The sequence below is a fragment of the Frigidibacter sp. MR17.24 genome, assembly GCF_037095655.1.
GTDB lineage: Bacteria > Pseudomonadota > Alphaproteobacteria > Rhodobacterales > Rhodobacteraceae > Frigidibacter.
In genome coordinates, this window is the sequence record NZ_JBAWKE010000006.1 from 207,486 (window position 1) to 228,888 (window position 21,403).

Sequence of the window (21,403 nt, forward strand, 5' to 3'; positions counted from 1 at the left end):
ATCGTCGCTTTCGCATTGGCCGAAATATCCCGGGGGAGCGCGCCGCGGCGCGCGGGGGCGGAGCCCCCGTCTTGACGGCGCCGCGCGAACCACGTAGCGCAACCCCCGTGCGGGCGGCCGGATGACCGCGTCGGGGGCAACCCCGTCGAGGAAAGTCCGGACTCCACGAAGCAAGGGTGCCGGGTAACGCCCGGCGGGGGCAACCCCAGGGAAAGCGCCACAGAGAACGAGACCGCCATGCGAAGGGCTCCGGCCCGGTCATGGTAAGGGTGAAACGGTGGGGTAAGAGCCCACCGCGGACCTGGCGACAGGGACGGCACGGCAAGCCCCACCCGGAGCAATGCCGAATAGGGGCCTCGCGCGGGGCTGGTCGGCCGGTCCAGGCCGGGCGATACCGCCGCAGGGATGCTTCGACCCGAGAGGCCCGGGTTGGCAGCTTGAGCGCGTCCGCAAGGGCGGGCCGAGAGGAATGGTCATCCATGGGGGTTCGCGCCCCCGGGACAGAATCCGGCTTACAGGCCGCCCGCACAGACGTCCCGCGCAGATCGCTCCGGTCGGATCATCCCCGCCGGGGACCGTCCGGCTCGGATCCTCCGTCCCCGGGGCACTCGACCTCCGCGCGCCGCTTCTGGAAGCCGGTCTTGGTCTGCGCAAAGCCCGCGCGCCGGTAGAAGTCGAGCGTCGTGGGCCGCGACGAGCCGGTCAGCAGCATCACCTTGTAGCAGCCCGCCGCCCAGGCCGCCGCGCTCGCCGCGTCGAGAAGGCGGGTGCCGTGGCCCCGGCCGCGATACGCGGGGTCGGTCACGACATTCTCGATCAGGCCGAAGGGGCGGCCGCCGCGGGTGAGGTTCGGGATCACCATCAGCGTGCAGCTGGCAAGGACGCGGCCCGCTTGCGCCGCGACCAGCACGGCGCTGCCCGGCACCGCCGCGATCCGGCCGAGAATCGCCTCGGCCTCGGCCGGGGCCGGCGGGGGATTGCCGGGCGCGAGGTGGCGGTAGAGCGCGAGCAGGCCCGGCAGGTCGGCGGCGGTGCAGGGGCGGACGGGGGCGTCGTCTTCGGTCATGGCGCGACCCTGCCGCGGGGGCGGCGGCGGCGCAAGGACCCGCTGTCGCGCGCGCTTTGCGCCGCGGCGGCGCGCGGTGCAGGATTCGCGGTTGACTCGGAGGCCGGCATGGGTAAAAGGCGGGCTTCAAGGAATTCGAGGGGTCCGCCTGTCAGGCGCGCCCGGCTCCAGGAGAGAGACAATGGCGAAGCCGACGACGATCAAGATCCGTCTGAACTCGACGGCGGGCACCGGGCACTTCTACGTGACCAAGAAGAACGCCCGCACCATGACCGAGAAGATGTCGGTCAACAAGTACGACCCCGTCGTGCGCAAGCACGTGGAATACAAGGAAGGCAAGATCAAGTAAGATCTGCCGATCCGCCGGATGAGGGCCGCGCCGAAGGGTGCGGCCTTTTTCTTCCGGGGGAGGGGGTCTGCCGGAGGGGGCGGGGACGGATGCAGAGGATCCTGATCGTCGGCGGGCCCGGGGCGGGCAAGTCGCGACTGGCGGTCGAACTCGGGCGGCGCCTCGGCCTGCCGGTGCATCATCTTGATCACGTCCACTGGCAGCCCGGCTGGGTGGCGCGTCCGCGCGCCGACCGCGACTGGATGACCCGCGAGATCCACCGCGATGCCGCCTGGATCATCGAGGGCGACTATGCCCGCACCGAGCCCGAGGCGGCGGATGCCGCCGAGATGCTGATCTGGCTCGACCTGCCGATCTGGCTGCGGATCGCGCGGCTGTTCACCCGCGTGCTGGCGACCCGGCGCGGCGCGGCGCGCCCCGACCTGCCCGAGGGTTGCGACGAGAGCTTCAGGCGCGGCTTCGTCGACCTTGCGCTGTACGCAATCCGCTCGCGCACCGCGACCCGTGACCGCCACCTCAGGCTGCTGATGAGCCATGCCGAGGGCCGGCGGGTGCTGCGCCTCGCCACGCCGGGCGCGGTGCGGCANGCTGTACGCAATCCGCTCGCGCACCGCGACCCGTGACCGCCACCTCAGGCTGCTGATGAGCCATGCCGAGGGCCGGCGGGTGCTGCGCCTCGCCACGCCGGGCGCGGTGCGGCAACTGCTGTCGGTGCTGCCCGAGGCAGGCTGACGCGCGCCCCGGCCCAGGAGCGCGCCGCGAGGCCGCCTAGGGGGGCCGCCACGGGGCCGGATGGCGGGTCTGCTCACGACGACAGCGGGCAGAAGCTCCAGCGCATCCCGGCGGTCCCCCCCCCGTCGCGCGATCAGTGCGCCGCTCGGGCCGCGGCGCGGCGGCGGGGAGTGCCTGCCCGGCCGCCCGGGCATGGCGCCGCCATGCGCCCTGAACGAAAGCGCCGCGCGCCCGGGGGGCACGCGGCGGATGCGGTCCGGGACCGGGCAGGGCCCTCAGGCGGCGTGGGCGCCCGCGGCCAGCGCGGCGACGCGCTCGAGGATCTCGTCCACCGGGCGGCCCTCGCCGATCAGCTTGACGATCGCCGAGCCGACGACGCAGCCGTCCGCTGTGCCGGCGATGGTCTGCGCCGCCTCGGGGGTGTTGATGCCGAAGCCCACCACCACCGGCAGGTCGGTCGCCGCCTTGATCCGGGCGACCTCGGGGCCGACATCGGTCGCCTGCGCGGTGGCCGAGCCGGTGATGCCGGTGATCGAGACGTAGTAGACGAAGCCCGAGGTGTTCTGCAGCACCACCGGCAGCCGCGCGTCGTCCGTCGTCGGCGTCGCGAGGCGGATGAAGTTCAGCCCCGCCGCCTGCGCGGGCAGGCACAGCTCGGGGTCCTCTTCCGGCGGCAGGTCGACGATGATCAGCCCGTCGATGCCAGCGGCCTTCGCCTCGGCCAGGAAGCGGTCGACGCCGCGCGAATAGATCGGGTTGTAATAGCCCATCATCACGATCGGCGTGGTGTCGTTCCCGGCCCGGAAGGCGCGCACCATCTCGAGCGTGCGGTCGAGCGTCTGGCCGCCTTCCAGCGCGCGCTGGCCGGCAAGCTGGATCGTCGGGCCGTCGGCCATCGGGTCGGTGAAGGGCAGGCCCAGCTCGATCACGTCGACGCCGGCGGCCGGCATGCCCTTCATCACGGCCAGCGAGGTCTCGACATCGGGATCGCCGGCCATCAGGTAGGCGACGAAGCCCTTGCGGCCTTCCTGTTTCAGCCGCGCGAAAGTGTCGTCGATCCGGGTCATGGGGCCTCTCCTTGAACGCCCGGGTGATGCCCGCTCGCCCCGGGAAAATCAATGCCGGAAGCGGCGCCGCCGTGGCCGAAGGCGACGTTTGCGCCGCTGCGGGCGCGGTGACCTCCGCCCGGGGGCCGGGAAAGGGACGGCGCCTGCGGGTCGGACGCCTGCAGCCGCCCGCGGCACCCACCCCGGGCCCGCGCCGCGTTCATCCGCCGCGCCCCGCCTGACCCGCCCAGCCTGTCCCGCCGCGCGCGTCGCTTGCACCCGCGCGGGGCTTTGCCTAAAAGCCCTGCGACACCTGAAAACCGCTTTCGGACCGGAGAGAAGCATGGGCTTTCGCATGGGCATCGTCGGGCTGCCGAACGTCGGCAAGTCCACCCTCTTCAACGCCCTGACCCGCACCGCCGCGGCGCAGGCCGCAAACTTCCCGTTCTGCACGATCGAGCCGAACGTTGGCGACGTCGCCGTGCCCGATCCGCGGCTCGACAAGCTGGCGGGCATCGCCGGGTCGAAGCAGATCATCCCGACGCGCATCACCTTCGTCGACATCGCGGGCCTGGTGAAGGGCGCGAGCAAGGGCGAGGGCCTGGGCAACCAGTTCCTGGCCAACATCCGCGAGACCGACGCCATCGCCCATGTCCTGCGCTGCTTCGAGGATGGCGACATCACCCATGTCGAGGGCCGCGTCGACCCGATCGCCGATGCCGAGACGATCGAGACCGAGCTGATGATCGCCGACATGGAATCGATCGAACGCCGGCTGGCCAACCTGTCGCGCAAGCTCAAGGGCGGCGACAAGGAGGCGGTCGACCAGGACCGGCTGCTGCGCCAGGCGCTGGCGGTGCTGGAAGGCGGCAAGCCCGCCCGCACCGTGGCCGTGGCCGCGGACGACCGCCGCGCCTGGGACATGCTGCAGCTGTTGACCGCGAAGCCCGTGCTCTATGTCTGCAACGTCGAGGAAGCCTCGGCCGCGAAAGGCAATTCCCAGTCCGAGCGGGTGGCGAAGATGGCGGCCGAACAGGGCGCCGCGACCGTCGTGATCTCGGCCCGGATCGAGGAGGAGATCAGCCAGCTCGACGCCGAGGAGCAGGCGATGTTCCTTGAGGAGATGGGGCTGGACGAGGCCGGTCTCGACCGCCTGATCCGGGCGGGCTACGACCTGCTGGGCCTGCAGACCTACTTCACCGTCGGTCCCAAGGAGGCCCGCGCCTGGACGATCCACAAGGGCACGCTCGCCCCGCAGGCCGCGGGCGTGATCCATGGCGATTTCGAGAAGGGCTTCATCCGCGCCGAGACCGTGGGCTACGACGACTACGTCGCCGGCAACGGCGAGGCCGGCGCGCGCGAGGCGGGCAAGTTCCGCGTCGAGGGCAAGACCTACGAGGTCAAGGACGGCGACGTCCTGCACTTCCTGTTCAACGCCTGACCGGCCATGCCGGAGCATGAGCCGGAGCCGGAGCCGGAGCGTGAGCCCGGCCCGGCGCCGGTTTCGGGGCCAGTCACGGGGCCGGGGGAGGCGCGGGCCTTCGTCTACGTCCTCGGCCGGCTCGGGCCCCGGGGCGCCGCGACCTATGTCGGCTGGACGCTCGACCTCGACCGTCGGCTGGCCGAGCACAATTCCGGCCTGACCCGCGGCGCGAAGTCGACCCGCGGCGGCGGCTGGGCGCTTCTCTACGCGGAATGCCTGCCCTCGCGCCGCGCGGCGATGAGCCGCGAATGGCATCTCAAGCGTGACCGTGCCCTGCGCCGCCGGCTGGCGGCCGGCCTGCGGGCCTAGCGCCAGCCCGTCAGCCCCTCGAGCGCGCCGGGCGGGACCGGCTGGGTGACGTCGGCGCGGTCGCGCCGCTCGTAGAAGGCGTTGCCGCCGGTCACCAGCACGTAGTGCATGTTGGTGTAGCGCGCGCGGTAGCCGGCGGTGTGGAAGAACTTGGCATTGCCGATCAGCGGGTGGCGTTCGCCCGCCAGCACCGAGCGCGCGACCTCGGGGATCATCGGCGCGGTGTTCATCTGCATCCGCTTCGACATCACCCCGGGGGCGAACTGGCCGCGCTGGCCGACGACGCCGCAGACGCTGCGGGGATAGTCGCCCGATTGCACGCGGTTCATGACCACGCTGCCGACGGCGACCATGCCGTCGCGGCTGGACCGGTTCGATTCGAAGTACATGGCGCGTTCCATGCAGTCGAGTTCGGTGTGATGGCGGAAGGCGCCGCAGCCCGCCAGCAGCGCGAGCGCCAGGGCGGGGGACGCCAGCCGCAGCCGGCGAAAGGTCATGGGTGGGGTCCTGCTGCTCGATGAACCACGGTTGTTTTGCGGGCGAGTCTAGCAGCGGCGGGCCGCGCGCATCAATGCCTCCCGGTGGCGGTGGACGGTCGAAACGACCCCTTGCGCGCGTGACGGACAGCCCGTAAACAGGCCGGGCTTGCTGCGGGGGCTGTCGCGAAGCCTCGGATGCCACCCCGCAGCGCGAAGATCGACGCCCTCGCGGCGAAGATCGGGGCGGGTTGGCGGAGAGGTTACGCAGCGGATTGCAAATCCATCCGCAAGCGCCTGAAATTCCTAGATAGTCTGCTGCGGAAATCTCCGGACATGTCGTGAACATATCGCGAATGTTGCGGAGCGAATTTTAGCCCCGATCCCGGTGCTGCGTGCTGCCTGCGGTCCGCTCATTTCCGCTTTCCCTGCGCCTCGGTGGCCCGGGCGCGCTGCCTGACCGCGCCGGCATATTTCGCCACCATGCGCAGGCTCTTGTGCCCGGTGATCGACGCGATCTGCTCGTCGGTGCATCCCAGCGCGGCAAGCTCGGCGGCGGCGGAGTAGCGCAGGCCGTGCAGGTCGAAGTCCTTGGCGCCGACGGTCTCGCGCACCGCCATGACCAGATCGGCCGCGCCGCGGTAGCTGGTCGGCTTCCCGTTCTTGCCCCAGGCGCAGATCGTCAGTCCGACCCGAGGCGTCGCGTCCAGCGTGGCTCGCAGCCGGGGCGTCAGCGGGATCCATAGGGGCGTGCCGGTCTTTCCCTGCTTCACCTCGATCCCGTCGCCGTCAATGTCGCTCCAGCGCATCCTCAGCACGTCGCCGATCCTCTGGCCGGTGCCGAGGCACAGCTCGAAGATCAGCAGCGTGCGGCCGGATGCGGCCTCGCGGAACTTCTCGATCAGGGCAGGGGGCCATGCCTCGCGCTCCGGGCCGGTCGATTTCAGCAGCGAGACGCCCTTTGCTGCGTTCGTCTCGACCCATCCGAGGTCGTGGGCGTGGTTCAGCACGATCCGCAGCACCTGGACGATGTAGTTGGCGAAGCGCTGGGCGCTGGCATTCGCGTCTCGAGCCCGGATCACGTCCTTGCGCTTGAGGCCGGCGACCGGCAGCTCGCCCAGCTTCTCAGTGATCCAGGCGAGGACCTTGTCGTAATCGCGCGCGGTGCGGACGCTCAGGCTGCCATAGGCGGGGCTGGCGACGTAGAGCTTCACCAGCGCGGCGAAGGTCTTGCGGCCGGTGTAGGCCGGTCGCGCGCCTGCCAGGATCCGCGCATATTCGGCGGCGAACTCGGGCGTGTGCGGCGCGCTGGCGATGCGCGCCGACGGCCAGCCGCGGCGCTGGAAGTAGAGCACGCCGCCCTTGTCGTAGATGTAGGCAGGGAGTTGGCGCTTCATCGGCGGAAATCGATCCTGTCGAAGTCGTCGGGTTCGGCGGCCCGGTGCTTGATGCCGATGGAGCCATCGGCGCGCACATCCACGTCGTAGCCCTTGGCGAGCCATTCGTCGATGTCGCGCTTGGTGGCCTTCGGGATGGTCGGAACGGCGTGCTTCCCCATGTCAGCCCTCCTTCGCTGTGGCGGCGCCGGTGACCGGCCGCAGCTGGTCCACCCACCGCTCGCAATCGTCCCATGCCGCCTCGGCCGCGAAGCTGTCGTGGCGGCGGATGGCGGCGCGAAGGCGGTTGAAGTCCCGCAGCATCGTTTGCGCGCGAGCGCCGTCGACAAAAGGTTGGTCGGTCATGGGCGATCCTCCCTGATCTCCGGCTCGACAGTGATCAAGATAGGCGGGTGTGCCGATCCAAGAAGCGTCACGGTGATCGGAGCGCCCGAGGCCAGCGCAGCCAGTTCCGCAGGGGTGGGTTGCCAGCGGGTCTGCATGGCAGGTGTGCCGTCGGCATAGACAAAGTCCCGCACGCATAGGCCGTTGTAGCCCTGCGACTTGCCGATACGGCGCGTAGTGCCCTCGATGGCAAGGGAGATCACTGCCGGGTCTCCTTCGGTTCGGAGTACCGCCCTTCGATGCGGGCGAGGTATTCGCGCAGCATCGCTATCATGTCTTCGCGCTCGCCGTTGCTGATGTAGTTCACGCGCCCGCCGTCGATCTTGCCGAACTCGGCGGTGAGAAGGATGAAGCCTACCGTCGGACGTTTGCTTGGCTTCCTGCGTCCGTTCAGGGCAACGTCGATGTCCTTGGCGATGCGGTTCATCACAGCATGGTATTGGGCTTGGATCTGGTCCCCCATCACGCACCACCTTCCGTCTCGGCGCGCTGGCGGGCATTGATCCAGTTCCGCAGTGACAGGCGACCGCTGGGGCCGAGCGCGTCATATGCTGGCCGATACATCTCGCGCAGATGGCCCACTGCGCCTGAGCCCAGGTTGATGTCAAAGCCTTCCTCCGTCGGCCGCGCGCCGGGCGTAAGAGCAATGGGCCGCGCTATGGCAGTGCGAGCCGTCTCTACGGCTCCCGGCTCATCAAAGCCGCCATAGCTGCCGGTTGCGGTCAGGCGGTCATTGGCGAAGCTATCGTTCCAGCAAGCGATTTCATCCAGCGCCGCCCGAAGCGCGTCACGCTCGGCCTCGGCGGCTGCCACCTTGGCGCGTTCCTGATCGGCCATCCGGGAGTAGACGACATAGCAAAGCCCGATGGCCATCCCGCTGCCCTGTCGCGCATGATCGCGGGCGGAACGCAGATACTGGATCACCCAGAACCAGCTGTTATCCGCAGCGAACCGCTTTCGATCCATGGCCTCGAAATAGCCGATGAGGCTGTTCAGGAAGCGGGCGGTGCGGGACAACCTGCCCTCGACCCGCTGCGCTCGGCGGTGCATGACTTGCAGCTTGGTACGCAGCGTGTCGCGCTCTGCCTCGGCGGCGGCCCGCGGTGCCGCTATCCGTGACACATGGGGCGGATCGGCGAAGGCGATCCAGTCCCCAGAGATCAAAGGCTGTCGGTCGGAGTGATGACTGTTCGCGCAGTCTGCGTCCCTCTTCTCCCCAGCCACCGGCTCGGCGGGGGCCTTGGGGGTGAGGGTGGCGAGGAACTCGGCGAAGGCTGTGTCAGCGTGCGGCAGCGTGTTTCCAACCATGCCAGCGACAAGCGTAGCCTCTTCATGCTTCACGCCAGCGCCAAAAGCCGCCCGCATCTGCTCTTTGGTGTAGGTCATGCGTCGTCTCCCGCAGGCACGCCGACGGCGGTCGCGCAGACCTGGCCATCGGGTAGGGTTTCGAAGGTCACGCGGTCCGGATCGAACCGCCAGCCAGGCTCCATGCTTTCGCTGTGCCGGGCGACGAGACCGCGCACGGCGGGCGGGCCGAAGGTGGCGCTGCGCTCGCTGCTGACGGGCGGAAGGGGGCGGTTGCGCCAGTCGGTCATTCGAGCGGCCCGCCCTGTTTGCAGATCCCTTTACGGGCGAGCCTCTCTTGCGCCAGATTGGTGAATGCCACCAGCGGAGGGAGGAGAGGATGCTTTGCATGAAGCGAGGCGATCAGCGGCTCTGTGAGGTCGCGAGCTACACCATCGAGTTCGAGGCGGGATCCAGGCTGCTTACGGCCTACATCGTCAATCCGCCCGAAGATCTTGCGCGCCATGCGAGTGGCGTGACGCCATGGAGAATTGAGAGCGAAGACCTCGTCCTCGAGTTCGAACCGAGCGTGGTCAACTTCGGAGAAGGACACGGCACTGCCACCGTCAGCGGCTTCATCTTCGAACCGTGACACCTTTTCGGAACGGGAAACGATTTCGGGGGTTTCGGCTTCGGTCCTGCTGCAGTCCTTCGCCTCGGCAGCAGGCCCACCAAGTTTCGAGGAGGATCCAAAATGTCGAACGCTTGGGGCGTGCCCCTCATGTTGACCCTGTCCAACGACCCGGTCCGCAGCCACACCGTCAGCAATGTCGATGAAGCGATGGAGCTCCTTCTTGCCCGCGAGTGGGGTGACGTCTTCAGCACGGCTTTTGTCACGGCGCAGCGCGAGCTCTATGAACTCAGGCTCCGCGGCGGCTCGGCTGCGCGGGCGCGCGCCGCCTTTTGCCAAGCTGCGGATGCCGCTGGGCACATGGTGATCGAATGCCGCGGCGCGGTGATCGCAAGCGCTGCGGTCTTGGGCAATCGACGTGGCCCCCACTGAGCTGACCGTCGGAGCAAGGTCTTCGTCGAGGTTGGTCATGCCGCCACCTCGCCGAGCGCGTAGCCGCCCCATTGCGAGGCCCATGCCGCGGCCATGCCGGCGAAGGTCTTGCTCCGGATCTTCCACCGGTCAGGCCCGGGCGAGGCGCGGTGGATGCCCGACCAGGCCTTGTGCTCGTCTGTGCCCGGCCGGGGCGGCGTGAGCTTCAGCGTCGGCACCAGCGGCGGCAGACCGCGCAGGTAAAGCCCGGTCGCCTTGAACGCCCGGTCGCCGAACCACCACGGCTGCACGATCTGCGGGCGGATCCAGTTCTCGATCCGCTCGCGGGCGTGGCCGTGCATCACCGGGTTCTCGACCGCGACGCGCGGGATTGGTGCATTGAGGCATGCCGAGAACAGCGCGGCGCCTTCGTCCAGCTCGGCCCACATCTCGGCCTCGGTCTTGCCCGGCGGCGGGACGCTGAGCCAGCGGACACCGGAGTTGCACAGCCGGGTGCAGGGCGGGTTCGACACCAGCATCAGATCCCAGCCTTGGTGCATCACATCGCGGATGTCGCCGCGAATGTGCCGGTTCGTCGGCTTGTCCGCTGGCAGGAGGTCGCACTGCCAAGCGTCGTGGCCGAGCGCGAGGAAGGCGTCGAGGGCGACACAGCTCGTGGCGCAGCCGATGAGGACGCGGAGCGGTTGAGCGCTTTTCACCCCACCACCTCCGCCACGATCGGCACGGCGCGGACGGCCTCGATCGGCCAGCCGTTGTCCTGCGCGATCCGCTTGTCGATCGTCGCCATGTCGGCCGCGGTGGGGACGCCACCGATAAACCAGGCGCGCAGGGCGTGGATGCGCTTGGCGCGCTGAGCGGTGACGGCGATGTCGGTGGTCATGCGGTCTCCTTCCCGGTCCAGCCGAGCTGATCGCGGGTCATTTCGATGAAGTCGGTGTCGGGGCCGTACTCCTGCCGCCAGCGCTCGGGCTCGCGGTGGACGGCAATCTTGGAGGTGTCCCAGTCGCCTTGGTGGTGCCCGTCACAGAGGGGGATTGCGGTGTCATCAGGGCGCTTGGCCTGTGAGCCTCGGTCGTGGATCGGGTGGTGCGCCTGCGTCGGGGTGAGCTGGCGGAGGCCCCAGCCGGCGCAGATGACGCAGGGTAGGGCTCGCACCTGGGCGAGGTAGTCCGGGTTAGCCTTCGCCCGGGTGACGGGCTTCGGCTTGGTCCGCATCGGGGCAGACCGGCGCAGGCCCTTCGGCTCGAGCTTGTCGGCCTTGAGGCCCAGCGGCGGGCGGCCGGCGAGGTTGCCGATGTGCGCGGTCATGCGAACCCCATCATCAGCTCGACCGCGCGATCCATGTCGCCAGTGGTCCAGTTCGTCAGGAACTCGGCGAGGATCACGTCGAGCACGTCGCTGTAGAGCTGCGAGAACTCGGCCTCGTCCATCTTCGACCAGGCGATTGACTTCGGGACCACGCGGATCTCGCCGTGCGGGGTCATGTCCGCCTCGTAGTGCCCCGCCTTCACGATGACGTACTTGCGGAACATCTCGGGGCTCGTGCGGACCGCTCCGAACTTCGTCTGCATCTCGGGCCACTCGTGGTTCGAATAGGCCACGTCGAGCATGGCGAAGAACTTGCGGTGGAACTTGCCGTTGCGGGGCAAGCGCACGGATGCGGTGACGGGCTGGCCCATCTTCACCTTGGCGAACCACTCGGCAGCGGCGCTGTCGGCGGGTGCGAGCCCGGCAGGGGTGCGCATGAAGGAAAGGTCGGCCATGTCCGTCAGCCTCCGAAGTGGATCTTGAAGTGCTTGTCCCAGCCGCGCTGCACCTCGTCGCGCGCGGCCTCGCGGTTCTCGTCCGTCTCGGCCTTGCCGTCGGCGAGCATCAGGCCGGCCGTGGCGAGGTCGATCAGAAGGCCCTCATCGGTCCAGCCGGTGTTCTCTGCGGCGTCGCGGATCAGCTCTCGGATGGTATTGTCGCGGGCGGTCATGCTGCCTCCGCCATGAAGCGGGCGCGCAGGTCGGCTTCCATCTCGTCCAGCTCAGCGAGGAACTTGCGCACCTCGGCAGTGATCTCCTCCTGCATGTCGAAGTCAGCATCCACGCGGCGGACCAGAAGCTGCATCTCGTCGGGCATGCGCGGGTCAAAGCTGACGAAGTCGCACCACAGGCGGCCGGTGCAGATCATCTGGAACTGCATCTGCTTCATGTAGCCGCCGTCGATCGACGCCCCCCGGAGCGCCGCGATGTGCGTCGCAGTGTTGGGGCACTTGATCTCGATCAGGCCGAACTCTCCGATCAGGCCGTCCGGGCTTGCGCCGGCCATCGGGATCGTCGCGTGCGGGCAGAACCCGATCTCTGCCACGGCGTTACCGGTGGTCATGGTGTAGACGGCCCGAGCTTGATCCTCTGTCTCGGTCCCGTGCTGCATGGCCGCGCTCTGGAAGCTCTCGTAGGGCGCGCCGGTGAGGCGTTCTGCAACCAGCTGCGCCATGTAGTTGGCGCGGGTGGCCGAAGGCGCGCCACTGCGTCCCTTGGCCATCACGTCGCTGATCTTGCTGCCGGTGACCTTGCCCAGGCGGGCCTCGAACCATTCGGTGCTGCGCTGCTCCATCACTGGCCACCCTTCCGGGCTGCGATGGTCTTCTGCAGCTTCGCCTTGAGGCCGTCGAAGCGGCGGGCCGGGAGGAAGTCGAGCGCCGCGATCTTCTCGGCCGTCAGCACGACGTCCTCACCGATCCCGGCGTCTTCGATCAGCCGCGACAGCTCCTGCCACTGGTCGGCAGTGATGTTCTCGTTGCCCTGCCGCTGGTCGGCCTGCTCGCCGTCGTCGTCGGCAGCGGCGGCGAGCCCGAGCGCGGCCTTGAGGGTGTAGCGCTGGAGATAGGTCGTCGTGCTGCCGACAGCTTGGATGCTGTTCTTCGCACCGCTGGTGTCGGGCGCGCCGGTCAGCATCACCTCCTCGCTGTGCCCGTCCTTGTGGGCGATGATGCAGGTCACGCAGATCCTGTCGGTCTGCTGCGTGCGGAAGCGGTAGTGCAGGCCATAGCGCGCCAGCGGGGCGGAGATGGCGGCCTCGATGTCGGCCAGCGTTTCGTGCTCGAAGGCGGTCTTGCCTTGGCCGTGGCTCACCTTCCCGGACTTGCGGATCGGCTTGAACTCAGCTTTGGCCGCTGCGAGCGCCTGGTCGAAGGCGCGCCGGCCGATATTGCGCTCGTTGCGCTCCTGAAGCTCCATCAGCTTCTCGATCATGGTGACGTCCGCGCCCTTCTCGATGGCGCGCTCGATCATGCCGAGCGGGGTGATGGCCGGCAGGTGCACCGGCCCGTCCTGCGGTTCGTGCTTAGCGATGGCGTTCACTTGCGGGCCTCCGTGAGCATGGCCGTGCCGTCCGCGGTCCAGCAGCGGGGGCAGGGCGTGGTGAGGTCGAGGGCGACGGCGAGGGCGAACGGGCCGAGAAGGCCGGCCATCGCAGCGCCGCCGAGGAAGGCGAGAGAGAGGGCGCGGAAGGTCGGCATCACATCGCCCCCCACGGCCACAGGGTGACGGCCGTGGCGTAGGCCAGCAGGCCCCAGATCAGCAGCCCGGCCGGGGCGAGGATCACCAGAGCCACGCCGAGCATCGGCGGCTTGGCGCGCGCCTCATCGGGCCAGCAGCGCGCAAGCGTGCCGTCCTCGAAGGTGTCGCGAGGAGCAGGCGCGAGGCGGGAAACGTCGGCGGTGTGCATCATCGGATCTGCTCCGGTTGAAACTGGTGAAAGACGTCCCCGGCCGGGAAGAGAGAACAGCCGGGGGCTAGTGCCGCAGCGCATCGAGACAGGGAGGCGGTGCTGCGGGTGTCGGGTTGGCCGGGAGGGGGAGTCGAACCCTTCGCGCCGTCGCGCCCTCCGCCCGATTACAAATCGGGTGCTCTCCGTGAGCTGTCCCGGGTCAGTCACTCGGCCGCGAGGGCTGGGCGGCGGGTCACGTCGTAGCCCATGGCTTCAGCCAAGCTCAGGAAGGACTTGTGGCATTCGCTGTCGAGGTGGGCGATGGCGTCATCACCGCACCAGAACGCGGCGGCGGCAGACCTCATGATCTGCCCGGCCCGGCATTCGACGGTCACGTAGTGGGTGTCTCGAAGCTGCATGGCTCAGTCCTCGTCCTGGCGGTGGTCGTAATCACGCTCGCCCTCGGCTTCGGCGTGGTAGGCCTCTGCGGCGGCCTTCACGTCCTCGCAGTAGGCGGCGTAGTCCTCGGTGTGGGACACCTCCTCCGCGTCGCAGATCAGCAGAAGCAGATCCTTGGCGGCGGGCAGGGCCTCGGCGGCCTTGGTGATGGCCTCGATCGCCGCATACTTGCGGTGCCGTGTCCCGGGGGCAGCGACGCGGCCGGGGATCGGAAGGACGCTGGCGGGGTGCTGGTGCAGGCCCATCATTTGGCCTCCCGCGCTGCGAGCATGGCGTCGGCGAAGCGATAGAACAGCCGCGCCCGGACGAGCAGGCTGTAATCGGCCGCTCCCACCGACCAGACGCCGACTTCGGAGTTTGCCATCTCGCCAGCCAGCGCCTGCCCGGCGAACCAGTCGCGCAGGGTCATGCCCTCCTGCCAATACTCGCCCTCACCGGACGAAACAGGGAACGCCATGACGGGGCTTGCGGGCATATCGTCGAGAGCGCCCATCACAGCCGCCCTCCCGCGCCGCCGGTGCTGCCGGGGCCGCGCGTCGAGGCGATGACGTGCGCGGCGGGCAGCTCGGGCATCTGCGCCAGCGAGACGCGGTGGTTGATGGCGCCGATCGGGCGGCGGATGCGCGTGCCGTCGAGGTCATAGGCCCGGGCGGCGATGATCTCGGGGCGGGTCCAGATGGGGGCGGGCATCAGGCGGCCGCCCGGAAGTCGCGGACGATGCGCAGCGCGGCGCCGATGCGGGCCGCTCCGCGCAGACCGGCGGGGATGCTGCCGATGGTACCGGCGTAGCGGTCATAGACGATGTCGGTGCCGTCGATCTCGCGGATCAGCGAGGCGTCGTTGGCGTTGTCCAGCGTCACGTTCCGCTTGTTGCAGAGGTAGGCATAGCTGCGGGTGATGTCGCGAATGGTGAGGCACTGGTGGAAGGCGTAGCGGCTGGTCATCTCATGTCTCCCGTTAGAGGGGGCCGGGCTCGTCTTCGTCGCCGGCTGATGAGATGAATATGACGTGCCAATTGGCACACCGCAAGAGAAAAATGTGCCGATTGGCATATTGAAGTGCTCGGACCATACCGAATCGCACCACACCAAAGCAAAAGCCCCGCCGGGTGAGGGCGGGGCTTGGGGAGGCGGCTAGGTGCGAAGTCTGGGTGCTAGCTCATCGCACTCATGAATGCCTTGTCTGGGTCGCTGGCCGAGATCACGTGACCAGCTTGAGCGAGGATGCCGAGGTGTGGGCCCATCACATCCTTCCGGTGCACGACAGAAACGCAGATCGGATTGCCTTGTCCTGCGCGGATGTCATGGAACGCTGTACTGGTCCTGTAGATGGCGATCGGGTGGTTGGTTACCGCGTGGAAGATGACTTGTTTGCCGCCAACGCTGGCGCTCGCGGTCACTTCCCATTCCGTCTGAGAAGATCCCAGGATTCTCGCATTGTAGCGCACATGTTCTGGGATCAGCCGATCAAGTTTCGTGTGGATTTCGTCGGCAATGGTCAGCTCAGCTTCAACTTCGGCTCGCGACGACAGCGCTTCGGCCACAGAGTGAGATGCCATCCCGACATCCATGATGGCGCGGTCAAGCTCCTGTGGTGAGCATGTCGTGCAGATGGATCTTCTGATGACCTCACACCCATGATTGCTTGCTATCGAGGCTGCTACGCGGGTAAAGCCTCGGGCCACACCGATGTCCTCGGCGTCGCGATACGCAAAGCCGTTATCGCTCACTCGGATACCCTTGGGCGAATACCTGATCTCGACGGTCACGGAGTCGCCACCAGGGTAAACCATCGGCAGCGAGATATAAGACACGCCTTGGAAGGCGCGGTGTGACACCAGCCCCGCCGCAGCTTTCTCTGCTAGTGCCTTGATGTCGATCAGTTCGCCCATTGGCCAATACCTGTGAATAGGTCGCGCACCCAAGGTGGCTCCGGCACGATCTCGATATTTTCGATCCGTGTTCGCTCCCCAAAATAGTCTCGCAGCGCCTCAAAGTCATCCAGTGGCGCTTCAAACTCGCGAGCAATTTTCAAATGTGGCGTTCTCATCCGTTGCTCGGCCTCGGACCAATTCAGCGAGAATTCGTGAAGGTGGCTGTCCGACAGCCGCCTTCCAGCCAACTTTCCGGCCCACGGCGCGCGACCGCTTCGGGGGTTGCTGTGGCCGCCATTCAGTGAGCGCCAGTCAGCCCGTTCGAGTGGCAACCATCTACCTGCGTCAGTTCGAACCTTCAACTCTAAGGTGACGTGCACGTCTGGATGCTGAGCGTAGGCCCCTCCATGGAGGAAGAGGCCTGTCTGCGTCACCCCTTCGATGTCGATCGGGGCGTCGAACCAGGTGTACGTCGTCTCTCTGTCGGGCCTCGACCACTTTGGCCGCGCTGGCAGATTTTTGCTAGCGAGGTAGATGCTCTTTACGTTCGCCAAGTTCCCGCCACTGCTTGGTTAATCATAAGAAATTTCACGTCTTCCCGCCCTTCCAGATCACGCACTTAGGCCATCCCGATTCCGCCCCACCTGTCGCCACGGCCCCTAGACGTTGCGGTTTAGGAGTTCCTTCACTGGCAGGTGCTGCGGCTGGACGCGATGAGAACAAACTGCGAACATCCGACTCGGGTGACGAGGAAGGAAGGGTGATGGAAGTTGGAACTGATGACGCAGCCAAGCTCGCCGAAGAGTGGGCCAAGCTGGACTCTGGTGACCGGGCCAGGATCATGCGTCAGGCGATCAGGATGCTAGCGACGCGCGGGCGTTCAGGATCCCGCGGACCTGTGCGGCAAGCATGTTCCGCTCCTCCGGCGTCAGAAGCCCGAACAGCGTAGCCGCCTTGTCAATGTCTGCGGCTTGCTGGCGCTGCACGAACTCGTTCACGGTCTTCCCATAGAAGCTGGCGATCAGGATGGCGTTCTCGACGCTGGTCGTGACGTCTGGCCGCTTGAGAAGCTTGTTCAGCACATCACGAGACACGCCTGTGGAGCGCACGAGATCGGCGATCTTCGTGCCCTCTGCTTCCATGTGCCACTTTAGGGCCTGCTGAAACTCGAAAGCCATGCGCCATGTTAGAGGCGCACCAGATATGCCGATCAACGTGTCAGTTGGCACTTGATCTTTGATGTGCCTATTGGCACACTGCGCGGCATGACGGACATTCATGCATTGCTCTCCGAGGTCCAGCGGTACTGCGAGCTGACCGGCCTGTCGCCGGTCACCGTCTGCCGCAATGCGACCAAGAACCCGCGACTGTGGGAGCGGCTGGAAGGCCGCGCCCTTCGGACTGAGAAGGACGCCAAGGCGTTGCGCCAGTGGATGCGTGACAACCCGCCGCAAGAGCGCGGGGCTGCCTGATGGTGTGCCATTCGTCGTGCCATAAGGCACCATCTGTGACCGCGCCCCAACAACATCAAGCCGCGCCGCAGAAAAAACGTGAGAGGGGTGTGGCATGACCGACATCGAACTCGCAATCGCCCAAGCCTTCGCCGCGGTCCGCGCCAAGCCGAACGTCATGCGCCCGCTTCCCAAGCCCAAGGCGGAGGCTGAAAAAGGCCAGCGCCGAGGCATGCTATACTGCATGTCCGAGGGGCCGGGCCTTCCGGTGAAGATCGGGTTCTCGGCCTATGTCCGCTACCGCTGCGAGAGCCTGCAGTATCACACGTGGCGCGAGCTGGTGGTGAACTGGCAGGTTCCGGCGGTTCTGCGGGACGAGCGCGCCGCGCACAAGATCCTCGCCGGGCTTCGCGTCCGCGGAGAATGGTTCGCCGATCCGGCCGACATCCTGAAATCCTGCGCCCCGGCCAATCTGGCAGGAGCCATGCGCTTCGCGAGGCAGGCCGCCGCCCCGCAACATCAAGTGCAGGCGCAGAAAAGGCGCGCGAGGGTGCAGCAATGACCGCTGCCGAGATCGCCGCGCGCTACGGCGCCACTGTCGCCCCGGGCGTCGAGATCCAGCGCATCCCGCAGGGCAAGAGCGCCAACGCACAGGAATACCGGTGGAACGTAAGTGGTGCATATGACCCCTGTGGCAATGAAATAAGGGATTTCCGATACTCTGTTCACCTACCGAGGAAGCAGAAATGTCGGATGAACACCCCACCCAGACGGTCATCTGGGGCATCGAGGTCCAACGATCGAAACGCGGCAGCCTTTGGCCCGACGAGATCAGGCGGATGGCTGTTGAGAAGGTTCAGTCAGGAGCCTCGGTCAAGGCTGTCAGTCAGGAACTTGGGACCGCCCCCTCGGTGGTTCACAGCTGGGTAGCGACCAAGAGGTCGACTAACGCAGAACAGTCATTCGTCGAGTTCGTTGTTGCGCCCGACGCTCGCCCGCCGAAGCAATCTGCCGCGATCGAGAAGCCTCTCTCGGCGGCATGTGCGCCGACCCAGAACGTGTGCGTAGTCACCCTCGGTGACATCTCGATCTCCGTCCCCCCTGATTGCCTCGGTCAACACTTCGCACAGATCTTGAAGGCTGTGAGGGCGTCGTTGTGATCATGCCCGCCGGCGATGTCAGGATTTTTGTCGCCACCAGCCCGATTGATTTCCGGAAGGGAATGGATGGGTTGGCCGGTCATATTGCCAACTCCTTCCAGCTCGACCCGTATTCCGGAGCCATATTTGTGTTTCGGTCCAGGCGCGCCGACCGGATGAAGCTGATCGTCTGGGACGGCACTGGCCTGATTATGGTCACGAAGCGGATGCACCGCAAAGGCTTCGTCTGGCCGATACCTCAAGCCGATCCCTACGCGCTGAGCAAGGTCCAATTCGCCGCGCTTTTCGAGGGCGGCGAATGGCGGCGCATCGTTCCGCCGAAGACCAGCACCCCGAAATTTCTCTGAAATTGCCCCGCATGTGGAGCATTTCGAACTCTTCTCGAAAGATTCCGATGACCCGTATCCCCTTCGTCGCCTCCCGCTACCCCGACCCGCGATATAACGAGTTCGCGTTGCGCAACCGCTTCCGCGCGTTCGCGGTTCGGCTGGAGGCGCGGAAGAACCCGCAGCGTCAGGAAGCTGATCCGAACGGCAAACCTGTTTCCCTGTCCGTGCACGACATCGTCGACAAGCCGTCGGTGCCCTACGAGGTCGGCGTCCGGATCAATCGCCGGTCCAAGTGCCTGGCTGCGCAGCATGTGGCCGCCAGACCCATCGCCCAGCTGAAAGAAGATGACCGCGAGCTGATTGAGCGCGTCCGCGACGGTGTCGCCCTGGTGCGGATCGAATCCGAAGATCACGCCGATCGGATCGCCGCCGCGGTGCACGAGGAATTCCCGTGGATGGCCCCGGCGACCGTCGCGCTTTGGCATGCGATGCGGCGCTCGGTTCGGGACGGCGACCCGGGGTTCCGCTTGCCGCCTCTCGTGCTCGACGGGCCGCCCGGGATCGGAAAATCCGCGTGGGCGCGCTTCGTCGCCGAGCAGCTCAGGGTGCCGACCATCGCCATCGACGCAAGCGGCGAAGGCGCAGGCTGGGGTGTGGCGGGGCTACAGAAAGGGTGGAGTTCGGCGATGCCCGGCCGTCCTCTGACGGCGATCATCGAGCATCAGATCGGCAACCCCTGCGTGATCATCGATGAGATTGAGAAGCCCGGGGTCGATCGCAACGCGAAGGGTGAGAGCTACAGCCTCACCAGCGCGCTCCTACCCCTGCTCGAGCCGCTCAGTGCCAAAGCGTGGAACTGCCCCTATTTCCGCGTGCCGCTCGACATGTCCTGGATCAGCTGGATCATGACGAGCAACGACCAGCGGCGGCTGCCGGCACCTTTGCGAAGCCGCTGCACGATCCTGAGCCTGCGCCAGCTGACCCTACCCGAGTTGACGGGTTTCGTCCGCCGCCAGCAGCACCGGCAAGGCCTGTCGAATGGCGCGATCGAGGCCGTGGTGGCCGCGCTAGAGACCGCGCCCGGTCGGACAGCGTCACCGAGCCTGCGGACGGCGATCCGTCTTCTCTCCCTAGCGGAGGATCAGGACAACCGACCGAGGTTCCACTGATGAACGTGCCTTGGGAAATCGCTCTCGCGACCGGCGCGGTCGTCTATGGGCTCGGCGTCTCGGTGGCCTGCGCGGTGTCGATCAGGCGCATGGGCCGACCCGAGCCCGACCCTGAAGTGGTCGCCAGCGCAATCGCTTCGGCACCGCCGCTGCCGGTCCGCTCGGCGGCCGGGGTGAACCTGGAGAACGTCCGCGCCGTCGCCATCGACGCGATGAGCGTGCTCGCCGAGATCTCCGATCGCCGCAACCCGTGGCGGGAGATCGCTCGGCGGTCGGTGTCCCCTCTCGACCCGCGCCGCCATCCGGGCCCGCTCTCGGACTACGCGAGGGCAAGTGGCGTCTGGTGGGATCCGAGTTGGACAGAGGACCTTGCCGCTGAGCTCCGTTCGATGCGGCTGCGTCCCGGGGCGCTCACGGCCCTCGATGAGTTGTGCGGGTTGGGTTATCGCCTTGCCCTCATCGGCTGCGTGCCCATGGAGCACGCCGCGGCACTGCGTGCGCTCTTTGGTGGCAGGTTCGAGGCCGCAGTCTTCTCGTCGGAACAGTCGGCGCTTCGGCCCGGCCGAGAACTGCTCCAGCAGCTTCTGTCGGACCTGGGTGCTGCTCCCACAGAGGTGCTTCTGATCGGCGACACGTTCGCTTCCAGCCTGGCGGACGCCGAGGGCATGGGACTGCCGGTGATGCACTTCGAGCGAAGCCACGTCGAACTGCCACATCGGGTTGTCAGCCTGGCAGCTGTCGTCGAGCAGCTGGGGCGCTTTCCTAGGAAGACCGCGAAGCAGTCAAAGGCTGCCGCCGATCCTTGAACAGGATTTGCGGCTTCTTGGAGACCCGACCGCGCCGGATATGAACACTTCGCACCTCCGGAGCCCGACACCAGGCGCTCAGCGGGGCCACGGCCAATGCGCTCGAGCGCGGTGCTGAACTCCCCTGCTGGGTTCCATCGCCGGTCCTCCCACACGTCTGCCGCATGCAGTGCAAACTGCCAGCCGTTCGATCGAGCCCCTGTCGCGTTGCAACCCTTCGATCAATCGCATCTATCAGGAACTGAGAACGAACATGCCCCCCAAGATGAAGACTTTATTCGCCTTGCCCTGCGCGCGATGGCCCCCGAGGGACGTGGTTCCGACGATGCCGTGGTCAGGACTGTGCCGGTCGAGCACGCCTATGAGATGGGCACGTCGGAACTGCAGAGAACCGGCATCATGCTGGCGGCCAACGCGCCGACCACGGACCGAAGCATGCACCCGGGTGACCACCGAAGAGGGCCGCGCTTCCGCCAAGCTTGTGCAAAGCAAAGAAAAGACACCCGCCATGGCGGGCGACCAGCTATGCGCAAAGCCGCTTGACAAAGACGCCCCCGTTACCGAAGTCCTGAGCCTAGTCTTGAGCAACGGTCGGACGGTTGCAGTGGTCAACGGTGCTATCGCGAGAGCTCACCCCAGCCAGTAGCGCCGCCGTCAAGCACGATACCTTCCCTCGCACCTAGCGCGGGCCCTCATCCGCCACCGCGCACCGCTTGACTAACAGGCCGCTGAAAAACCCCTGCCTCGACGCCGTTGGAGGAACATGATTCACCGACACCACGGCATATGTGGAGATGGCGATGCGTGGATCGGACGAGGCGACGGGATCGCTGTTCAGCTACGTCGACCTTGAGGAACGCGTCCCGGCACG

General features: G+C 67.1%; 37 protein-coding genes and 1 other RNA gene. 10 read left to right on the forward strand and 28 right to left on the reverse strand.

Features of this window, described 5'->3' with window-relative positions; translation table 11 throughout:
* Positions 1-109: 109 nt before the first annotated feature.
* An RNA gene (gene rnpB, locus V8J39_RS18075) (RNase P RNA component class A) lies at positions 110-531 on the forward strand.
* 28 nt (positions 532-559) lie between these two features.
* Here the strand turns inward: rnpB and V8J39_RS18080 are convergent.
* On the reverse strand, positions 560-1,066 hold the full coding sequence (locus V8J39_RS18080) for a GNAT family N-acetyltransferase (protein WP_336462346.1): 507 nt from the start codon (positions 1,064-1,066) through the stop codon (positions 560-562).
* Positions 1,067-1,247: 181 nt separating this feature from the next.
* On the opposite strand from V8J39_RS18080, the gene rpmG reads away from it, so the two are divergent.
* Positions 1,248-1,415, forward strand: a complete 168-nt coding sequence (rpmG, locus tag V8J39_RS18085; protein WP_336462347.1) for a 50S ribosomal protein L33 — start codon at positions 1,248-1,250, stop codon at positions 1,413-1,415.
* A 1,007-nt stretch (positions 1,416-2,422) separates the two neighbouring features.
* Here rpmG and trpA read toward each other — a convergent pair.
* Positions 2,423-3,214 carry a tryptophan synthase subunit alpha gene (gene trpA / locus V8J39_RS18090; protein WP_336462348.1) on the reverse strand — a complete coding sequence of 264 codons (792 nt, stop codon included), beginning with the start codon at positions 3,212-3,214 and terminating at the stop codon, positions 2,423-2,425.
* 322 nt (positions 3,215-3,536) lie between these two features.
* Between trpA and ychF the strand changes: the two genes are divergently transcribed.
* Entirely contained in the window at positions 3,537-4,634 is a 1,098-nt protein-coding gene (gene ychF / locus V8J39_RS18095) for a redox-regulated ATPase YchF (RefSeq protein ID WP_336462349.1), read from the forward strand.
* 6 nt (positions 4,635-4,640) lie between these two features.
* Complete coding sequence (locus tag V8J39_RS18100) at positions 4,641-4,985, forward strand: GIY-YIG nuclease family protein (RefSeq protein ID WP_336462350.1); 345 nt, start codon at positions 4,641-4,643, stop codon at positions 4,983-4,985.
* Here V8J39_RS18100 and V8J39_RS18105 read toward each other — a convergent pair.
* From V8J39_RS18105 to V8J39_RS18230, 26 genes are all read right to left on the reverse strand, one after another.
* Complete coding sequence (locus V8J39_RS18105) at positions 4,982-5,482, reverse strand: cell wall hydrolase (RefSeq protein WP_336462351.1); 501 nt, start codon at positions 5,480-5,482, stop codon at positions 4,982-4,984. The two genes, V8J39_RS18100 and V8J39_RS18105, sit on opposite strands and share 4 nt — an antisense overlap.
* A gap of 392 nt (positions 5,483-5,874) precedes the next feature.
* Entirely contained in the window at positions 5,875-6,858 is a 984-nt protein-coding gene (locus V8J39_RS18110; RefSeq protein WP_336462352.1) for a site-specific integrase, read from the reverse strand.
* Positions 6,855-7,019, reverse strand: coding sequence for a hypothetical protein (locus tag V8J39_RS18115; protein ID WP_336462353.1), 165 nt, complete (start codon positions 7,017-7,019; stop codon positions 6,855-6,857). Before V8J39_RS18115 ends, V8J39_RS18110 begins: the two co-directional genes overlap by 4 nt.
* A gap of 1 nt (position 7,020) precedes the next feature.
* A complete protein-coding gene (locus V8J39_RS18120) occupies positions 7,021-7,203 on the reverse strand; it encodes a hypothetical protein (RefSeq protein WP_336462354.1) in 183 nt (60 codons plus the stop codon).
* Positions 7,200-7,445 carry a hypothetical protein gene (locus V8J39_RS18125; protein ID WP_336462355.1) on the reverse strand — a complete coding sequence of 82 codons (246 nt, stop codon included), beginning with the start codon at positions 7,443-7,445 and terminating at the stop codon, positions 7,200-7,202. Before V8J39_RS18125 ends, V8J39_RS18120 begins: the two co-directional genes overlap by 4 nt.
* Positions 7,442-7,705, reverse strand: a complete 264-nt coding sequence (locus tag V8J39_RS18130; RefSeq protein ID WP_336462356.1) for a hypothetical protein — start codon at positions 7,703-7,705, stop codon at positions 7,442-7,444. Before V8J39_RS18130 ends, V8J39_RS18125 begins: the two co-directional genes overlap by 4 nt.
* Positions 7,705-8,628: a hypothetical protein gene (locus V8J39_RS18135; RefSeq protein WP_336462357.1), complete on the reverse strand. Its 924-nt coding sequence runs from the start codon at positions 8,626-8,628 to the stop codon at positions 7,705-7,707. The genes V8J39_RS18130 and V8J39_RS18135 overlap by 1 nt, the downstream gene beginning before the upstream one ends.
* On the reverse strand, positions 8,625-8,837 hold the full coding sequence (locus tag V8J39_RS18140) for a hypothetical protein (protein ID WP_336462358.1): 213 nt from the start codon (positions 8,835-8,837) through the stop codon (positions 8,625-8,627). Before V8J39_RS18140 ends, V8J39_RS18135 begins: the two co-directional genes overlap by 4 nt.
* The gene (locus V8J39_RS18145) at positions 8,834-9,628 is read right to left on the reverse strand and encodes a hypothetical protein (protein WP_336462359.1); all 795 of its coding nucleotides are present in this window, start codon (positions 9,626-9,628) and stop codon (positions 8,834-8,836) included. Before V8J39_RS18145 ends, V8J39_RS18140 begins: the two co-directional genes overlap by 4 nt.
* Positions 9,625-10,287 (reverse strand): hypothetical protein, encoded by a 663-nt coding sequence (locus tag V8J39_RS18150; RefSeq protein ID WP_336462360.1) that lies wholly within the window; start codon positions 10,285-10,287, stop codon positions 9,625-9,627. The genes V8J39_RS18145 and V8J39_RS18150 overlap by 4 nt, the downstream gene beginning before the upstream one ends.
* On the reverse strand, positions 10,284-10,469 hold the full coding sequence (locus tag V8J39_RS18155; RefSeq protein WP_336462361.1) for a hypothetical protein: 186 nt from the start codon (positions 10,467-10,469) through the stop codon (positions 10,284-10,286). The genes V8J39_RS18150 and V8J39_RS18155 overlap by 4 nt, the downstream gene beginning before the upstream one ends.
* Entirely contained in the window at positions 10,466-10,897 is a 432-nt protein-coding gene (locus V8J39_RS18160; RefSeq protein WP_336462362.1) for a DUF968 domain-containing protein, read from the reverse strand. The genes V8J39_RS18155 and V8J39_RS18160 overlap by 4 nt, the downstream gene beginning before the upstream one ends.
* Complete coding sequence (locus V8J39_RS18165) at positions 10,894-11,352, reverse strand: DUF1367 family protein (protein WP_336462363.1); 459 nt, start codon at positions 11,350-11,352, stop codon at positions 10,894-10,896. Before V8J39_RS18165 ends, V8J39_RS18160 begins: the two co-directional genes overlap by 4 nt.
* A 5-nt stretch (positions 11,353-11,357) precedes the next feature.
* On the reverse strand, positions 11,358-11,567 hold the full coding sequence (locus tag V8J39_RS18170; protein WP_336462364.1) for a hypothetical protein: 210 nt from the start codon (positions 11,565-11,567) through the stop codon (positions 11,358-11,360).
* Entirely contained in the window at positions 11,564-12,190 is a 627-nt protein-coding gene (locus V8J39_RS18175) for a lambda exonuclease family protein (protein ID WP_336462365.1), read from the reverse strand. Before V8J39_RS18175 ends, V8J39_RS18170 begins: the two co-directional genes overlap by 4 nt.
* Positions 12,190-12,936 (reverse strand): ERF family protein, encoded by a 747-nt coding sequence (locus V8J39_RS18180; protein WP_336462366.1) that lies wholly within the window; start codon positions 12,934-12,936, stop codon positions 12,190-12,192. Before V8J39_RS18180 ends, V8J39_RS18175 begins: the two co-directional genes overlap by 1 nt.
* Positions 12,933-13,094 carry a hypothetical protein gene (locus V8J39_RS18185; RefSeq protein WP_336462367.1) on the reverse strand — a complete coding sequence of 54 codons (162 nt, stop codon included), beginning with the start codon at positions 13,092-13,094 and terminating at the stop codon, positions 12,933-12,935. The genes V8J39_RS18180 and V8J39_RS18185 overlap by 4 nt, the downstream gene beginning before the upstream one ends.
* Positions 13,094-13,306, reverse strand: coding sequence for a hypothetical protein (locus V8J39_RS18190; RefSeq protein ID WP_336462368.1), 213 nt, complete (start codon positions 13,304-13,306; stop codon positions 13,094-13,096). The genes V8J39_RS18185 and V8J39_RS18190 overlap by 1 nt, the downstream gene beginning before the upstream one ends.
* A gap of 203 nt (positions 13,307-13,509) precedes the next feature.
* The gene (locus tag V8J39_RS18195; RefSeq protein ID WP_336462369.1) at positions 13,510-13,704 is read right to left on the reverse strand and encodes a hypothetical protein; all 195 of its coding nucleotides are present in this window, start codon (positions 13,702-13,704) and stop codon (positions 13,510-13,512) included.
* A gap of 3 nt (positions 13,705-13,707) precedes the next feature.
* The gene (locus tag V8J39_RS18200; protein ID WP_336462370.1) at positions 13,708-13,992 is read right to left on the reverse strand and encodes a hypothetical protein; all 285 of its coding nucleotides are present in this window, start codon (positions 13,990-13,992) and stop codon (positions 13,708-13,710) included.
* The gene (locus V8J39_RS18205; RefSeq protein ID WP_336462371.1) at positions 13,989-14,237 is read right to left on the reverse strand and encodes a hypothetical protein; all 249 of its coding nucleotides are present in this window, start codon (positions 14,235-14,237) and stop codon (positions 13,989-13,991) included. The genes V8J39_RS18200 and V8J39_RS18205 overlap by 4 nt, the downstream gene beginning before the upstream one ends.
* On the reverse strand, positions 14,237-14,434 hold the full coding sequence (locus V8J39_RS18210) for a hypothetical protein (protein ID WP_336462372.1): 198 nt from the start codon (positions 14,432-14,434) through the stop codon (positions 14,237-14,239). The genes V8J39_RS18205 and V8J39_RS18210 overlap by 1 nt, the downstream gene beginning before the upstream one ends.
* Positions 14,434-14,688, reverse strand: a complete 255-nt coding sequence (locus tag V8J39_RS18215; protein ID WP_336462373.1) for a hypothetical protein — start codon at positions 14,686-14,688, stop codon at positions 14,434-14,436. The genes V8J39_RS18210 and V8J39_RS18215 overlap by 1 nt, the downstream gene beginning before the upstream one ends.
* A gap of 209 nt (positions 14,689-14,897) precedes the next feature.
* Positions 14,898-15,635: a hypothetical protein gene (locus V8J39_RS18220; RefSeq protein ID WP_336462374.1), complete on the reverse strand. Its 738-nt coding sequence runs from the start codon at positions 15,633-15,635 to the stop codon at positions 14,898-14,900.
* Complete coding sequence (locus tag V8J39_RS18225; RefSeq protein WP_336462375.1) at positions 15,623-16,171, reverse strand: hypothetical protein; 549 nt, start codon at positions 16,169-16,171, stop codon at positions 15,623-15,625. Before V8J39_RS18225 ends, V8J39_RS18220 begins: the two co-directional genes overlap by 13 nt.
* Before the next feature lie 300 nt (positions 16,172-16,471).
* The gene (locus tag V8J39_RS18230; RefSeq protein WP_336462376.1) at positions 16,472-16,795 is read right to left on the reverse strand and encodes a hypothetical protein; all 324 of its coding nucleotides are present in this window, start codon (positions 16,793-16,795) and stop codon (positions 16,472-16,474) included.
* Positions 16,796-16,846: 51 nt separating this feature from the next.
* On the opposite strand from V8J39_RS18230, the gene V8J39_RS18235 reads away from it, so the two are divergent.
* From V8J39_RS18235 to V8J39_RS18260, 6 genes are all read left to right on the forward strand, one after another.
* On the forward strand, positions 16,847-17,089 hold the full coding sequence (locus V8J39_RS18235) for a hypothetical protein (protein WP_336462377.1): 243 nt from the start codon (positions 16,847-16,849) through the stop codon (positions 17,087-17,089).
* Between the two features lie 94 nt (positions 17,090-17,183).
* Positions 17,184-17,630 (forward strand): GIY-YIG nuclease family protein, encoded by a 447-nt coding sequence (locus V8J39_RS18240; protein WP_336462378.1) that lies wholly within the window; start codon positions 17,184-17,186, stop codon positions 17,628-17,630.
* Positions 17,631-17,814: 184 nt separating this feature from the next.
* Entirely contained in the window at positions 17,815-18,228 is a 414-nt protein-coding gene (locus V8J39_RS18245; protein WP_336462379.1) for a hypothetical protein, read from the forward strand.
* A 2-nt stretch (positions 18,229-18,230) separates the two neighbouring features.
* Positions 18,231-18,575 (forward strand): IS66 family insertion sequence element accessory protein TnpB, encoded by a 345-nt coding sequence (gene tnpB / locus V8J39_RS18250; protein WP_336462393.1) that lies wholly within the window; start codon positions 18,231-18,233, stop codon positions 18,573-18,575.
* 47 nt (positions 18,576-18,622) lie between these two features.
* Positions 18,623-19,726: an AAA family ATPase gene (locus tag V8J39_RS18255; RefSeq protein WP_336462380.1), complete on the forward strand. Its 1,104-nt coding sequence runs from the start codon at positions 18,623-18,625 to the stop codon at positions 19,724-19,726.
* On the forward strand, positions 19,726-20,532 hold the full coding sequence (locus V8J39_RS18260; RefSeq protein WP_336462381.1) for an HAD family hydrolase: 807 nt from the start codon (positions 19,726-19,728) through the stop codon (positions 20,530-20,532). Before V8J39_RS18255 ends, V8J39_RS18260 begins: the two co-directional genes overlap by 1 nt.
* The last annotated feature ends 871 nt before the right edge of the window (positions 20,533-21,403 follow it).

What these genes read in the sequence shown, in the direction of transcription:
- V8J39_RS18130 (WP_336462356.1), bottom strand. Translation starts at nt 7,705, where the DNA reads ATGGGGGACCAGATCCAAGCCCAATACCATGCTGTGATGAACCGCATC.
- V8J39_RS18110 (WP_336462352.1), bottom strand. Translation starts at nt 6,858, where the DNA reads ATGAAGCGCCAACTCCCTGCCTACATCTACGACAAGGGCGGCGTGCTC.
- V8J39_RS18135 (WP_336462357.1), bottom strand. Translation starts at nt 8,628, where the DNA reads ATGACCTACACCAAAGAGCAGATGCGGGCGGCTTTTGGCGCTGGCGTG.
- V8J39_RS18115 (WP_336462353.1), bottom strand. Translation starts at nt 7,019, where the DNA reads ATGGGGAAGCACGCCGTTCCGACCATCCCGAAGGCCACCAAGCGCGAC.
- V8J39_RS18230 (WP_336462376.1), bottom strand. Translation starts at nt 16,795, where the DNA reads ATGGCTTTCGAGTTTCAGCAGGCCCTAAAGTGGCACATGGAAGCAGAG.
- V8J39_RS18185 (WP_336462367.1), bottom strand. Translation starts at nt 13,094, where the DNA reads ATGCCGACCTTCCGCGCCCTCTCTCTCGCCTTCCTCGGCGGCGCTGCG.
- V8J39_RS18165 (WP_336462363.1), bottom strand. Translation starts at nt 11,352, where the DNA reads ATGGCCGACCTTTCCTTCATGCGCACCCCTGCCGGGCTCGCACCCGCC.
- V8J39_RS18240 (WP_336462378.1), top strand. Translation starts at nt 17,184, where the DNA reads ATGACCGACATCGAACTCGCAATCGCCCAAGCCTTCGCCGCGGTCCGC.
- V8J39_RS18105 (WP_336462351.1), bottom strand. Translation starts at nt 5,482, where the DNA reads ATGACCTTTCGCCGGCTGCGGCTGGCGTCCCCCGCCCTGGCGCTCGCG.
- ychF (WP_336462349.1), top strand. Translation starts at nt 3,537, where the DNA reads ATGGGCTTTCGCATGGGCATCGTCGGGCTGCCGAACGTCGGCAAGTCC.
- V8J39_RS18140 (WP_336462358.1), bottom strand. Translation starts at nt 8,837, where the DNA reads ATGACCGACTGGCGCAACCGCCCCCTTCCGCCCGTCAGCAGCGAGCGC.
- V8J39_RS18260 (WP_336462381.1), top strand. Translation starts at nt 19,726, where the DNA reads ATGAACGTGCCTTGGGAAATCGCTCTCGCGACCGGCGCGGTCGTCTAT.
- V8J39_RS18210 (WP_336462372.1), bottom strand. Translation starts at nt 14,434, where the DNA reads ATGCCCGCCCCCATCTGGACCCGCCCCGAGATCATCGCCGCCCGGGCC.
- V8J39_RS18155 (WP_336462361.1), bottom strand. Translation starts at nt 10,469, where the DNA reads ATGACCACCGACATCGCCGTCACCGCTCAGCGCGCCAAGCGCATCCAC.
- V8J39_RS18205 (WP_336462371.1), bottom strand. Translation starts at nt 14,237, where the DNA reads ATGGGCGCTCTCGACGATATGCCCGCAAGCCCCGTCATGGCGTTCCCT.
- V8J39_RS18255 (WP_336462380.1), top strand. Translation starts at nt 18,623, where the DNA reads ATGACCCGTATCCCCTTCGTCGCCTCCCGCTACCCCGACCCGCGATAT.
- V8J39_RS18190 (WP_336462368.1), bottom strand. Translation starts at nt 13,306, where the DNA reads ATGATGCACACCGCCGACGTTTCCCGCCTCGCGCCTGCTCCTCGCGAC.
- V8J39_RS18100 (WP_336462350.1), top strand. Translation starts at nt 4,641, where the DNA reads ATGCCGGAGCATGAGCCGGAGCCGGAGCCGGAGCGTGAGCCCGGCCCG.
- V8J39_RS18080 (WP_336462346.1), bottom strand. Translation starts at nt 1,066, where the DNA reads ATGACCGAAGACGACGCCCCCGTCCGCCCCTGCACCGCCGCCGACCTG.
- V8J39_RS18170 (WP_336462364.1), bottom strand. Translation starts at nt 11,567, where the DNA reads ATGACCGCCCGCGACAATACCATCCGAGAGCTGATCCGCGACGCCGCA.
- V8J39_RS18195 (WP_336462369.1), bottom strand. Translation starts at nt 13,704, where the DNA reads ATGCAGCTTCGAGACACCCACTACGTGACCGTCGAATGCCGGGCCGGG.
- V8J39_RS18145 (WP_336462359.1), bottom strand. Translation starts at nt 9,628, where the DNA reads ATGACCAACCTCGACGAAGACCTTGCTCCGACGGTCAGCTCAGTGGGG.
- V8J39_RS18200 (WP_336462370.1), bottom strand. Translation starts at nt 13,992, where the DNA reads ATGATGGGCCTGCACCAGCACCCCGCCAGCGTCCTTCCGATCCCCGGC.
- tnpB (WP_336462393.1), top strand. Translation starts at nt 18,231, where the DNA reads ATGCCCGCCGGCGATGTCAGGATTTTTGTCGCCACCAGCCCGATTGAT.
- V8J39_RS18215 (WP_336462373.1), bottom strand. Translation starts at nt 14,688, where the DNA reads ATGACCAGCCGCTACGCCTTCCACCAGTGCCTCACCATTCGCGACATC.
- rpmG (WP_336462347.1), top strand. Translation starts at nt 1,248, where the DNA reads ATGGCGAAGCCGACGACGATCAAGATCCGTCTGAACTCGACGGCGGGC.
- V8J39_RS18245 (WP_336462379.1), top strand. Translation starts at nt 17,815, where the DNA reads ATGTCGGATGAACACCCCACCCAGACGGTCATCTGGGGCATCGAGGTC.
- V8J39_RS18160 (WP_336462362.1), bottom strand. Translation starts at nt 10,897, where the DNA reads ATGACCGCGCACATCGGCAACCTCGCCGGCCGCCCGCCGCTGGGCCTC.
- trpA (WP_336462348.1), bottom strand. Translation starts at nt 3,214, where the DNA reads ATGACCCGGATCGACGACACTTTCGCGCGGCTGAAACAGGAAGGCCGC.
- V8J39_RS18120 (WP_336462354.1), bottom strand. Translation starts at nt 7,203, where the DNA reads ATGACCGACCAACCTTTTGTCGACGGCGCTCGCGCGCAAACGATGCTG.
- V8J39_RS18175 (WP_336462365.1), bottom strand. Translation starts at nt 12,190, where the DNA reads ATGGAGCAGCGCAGCACCGAATGGTTCGAGGCCCGCCTGGGCAAGGTC.
- V8J39_RS18220 (WP_336462374.1), bottom strand. Translation starts at nt 15,635, where the DNA reads ATGGGCGAACTGATCGACATCAAGGCACTAGCAGAGAAAGCTGCGGCG.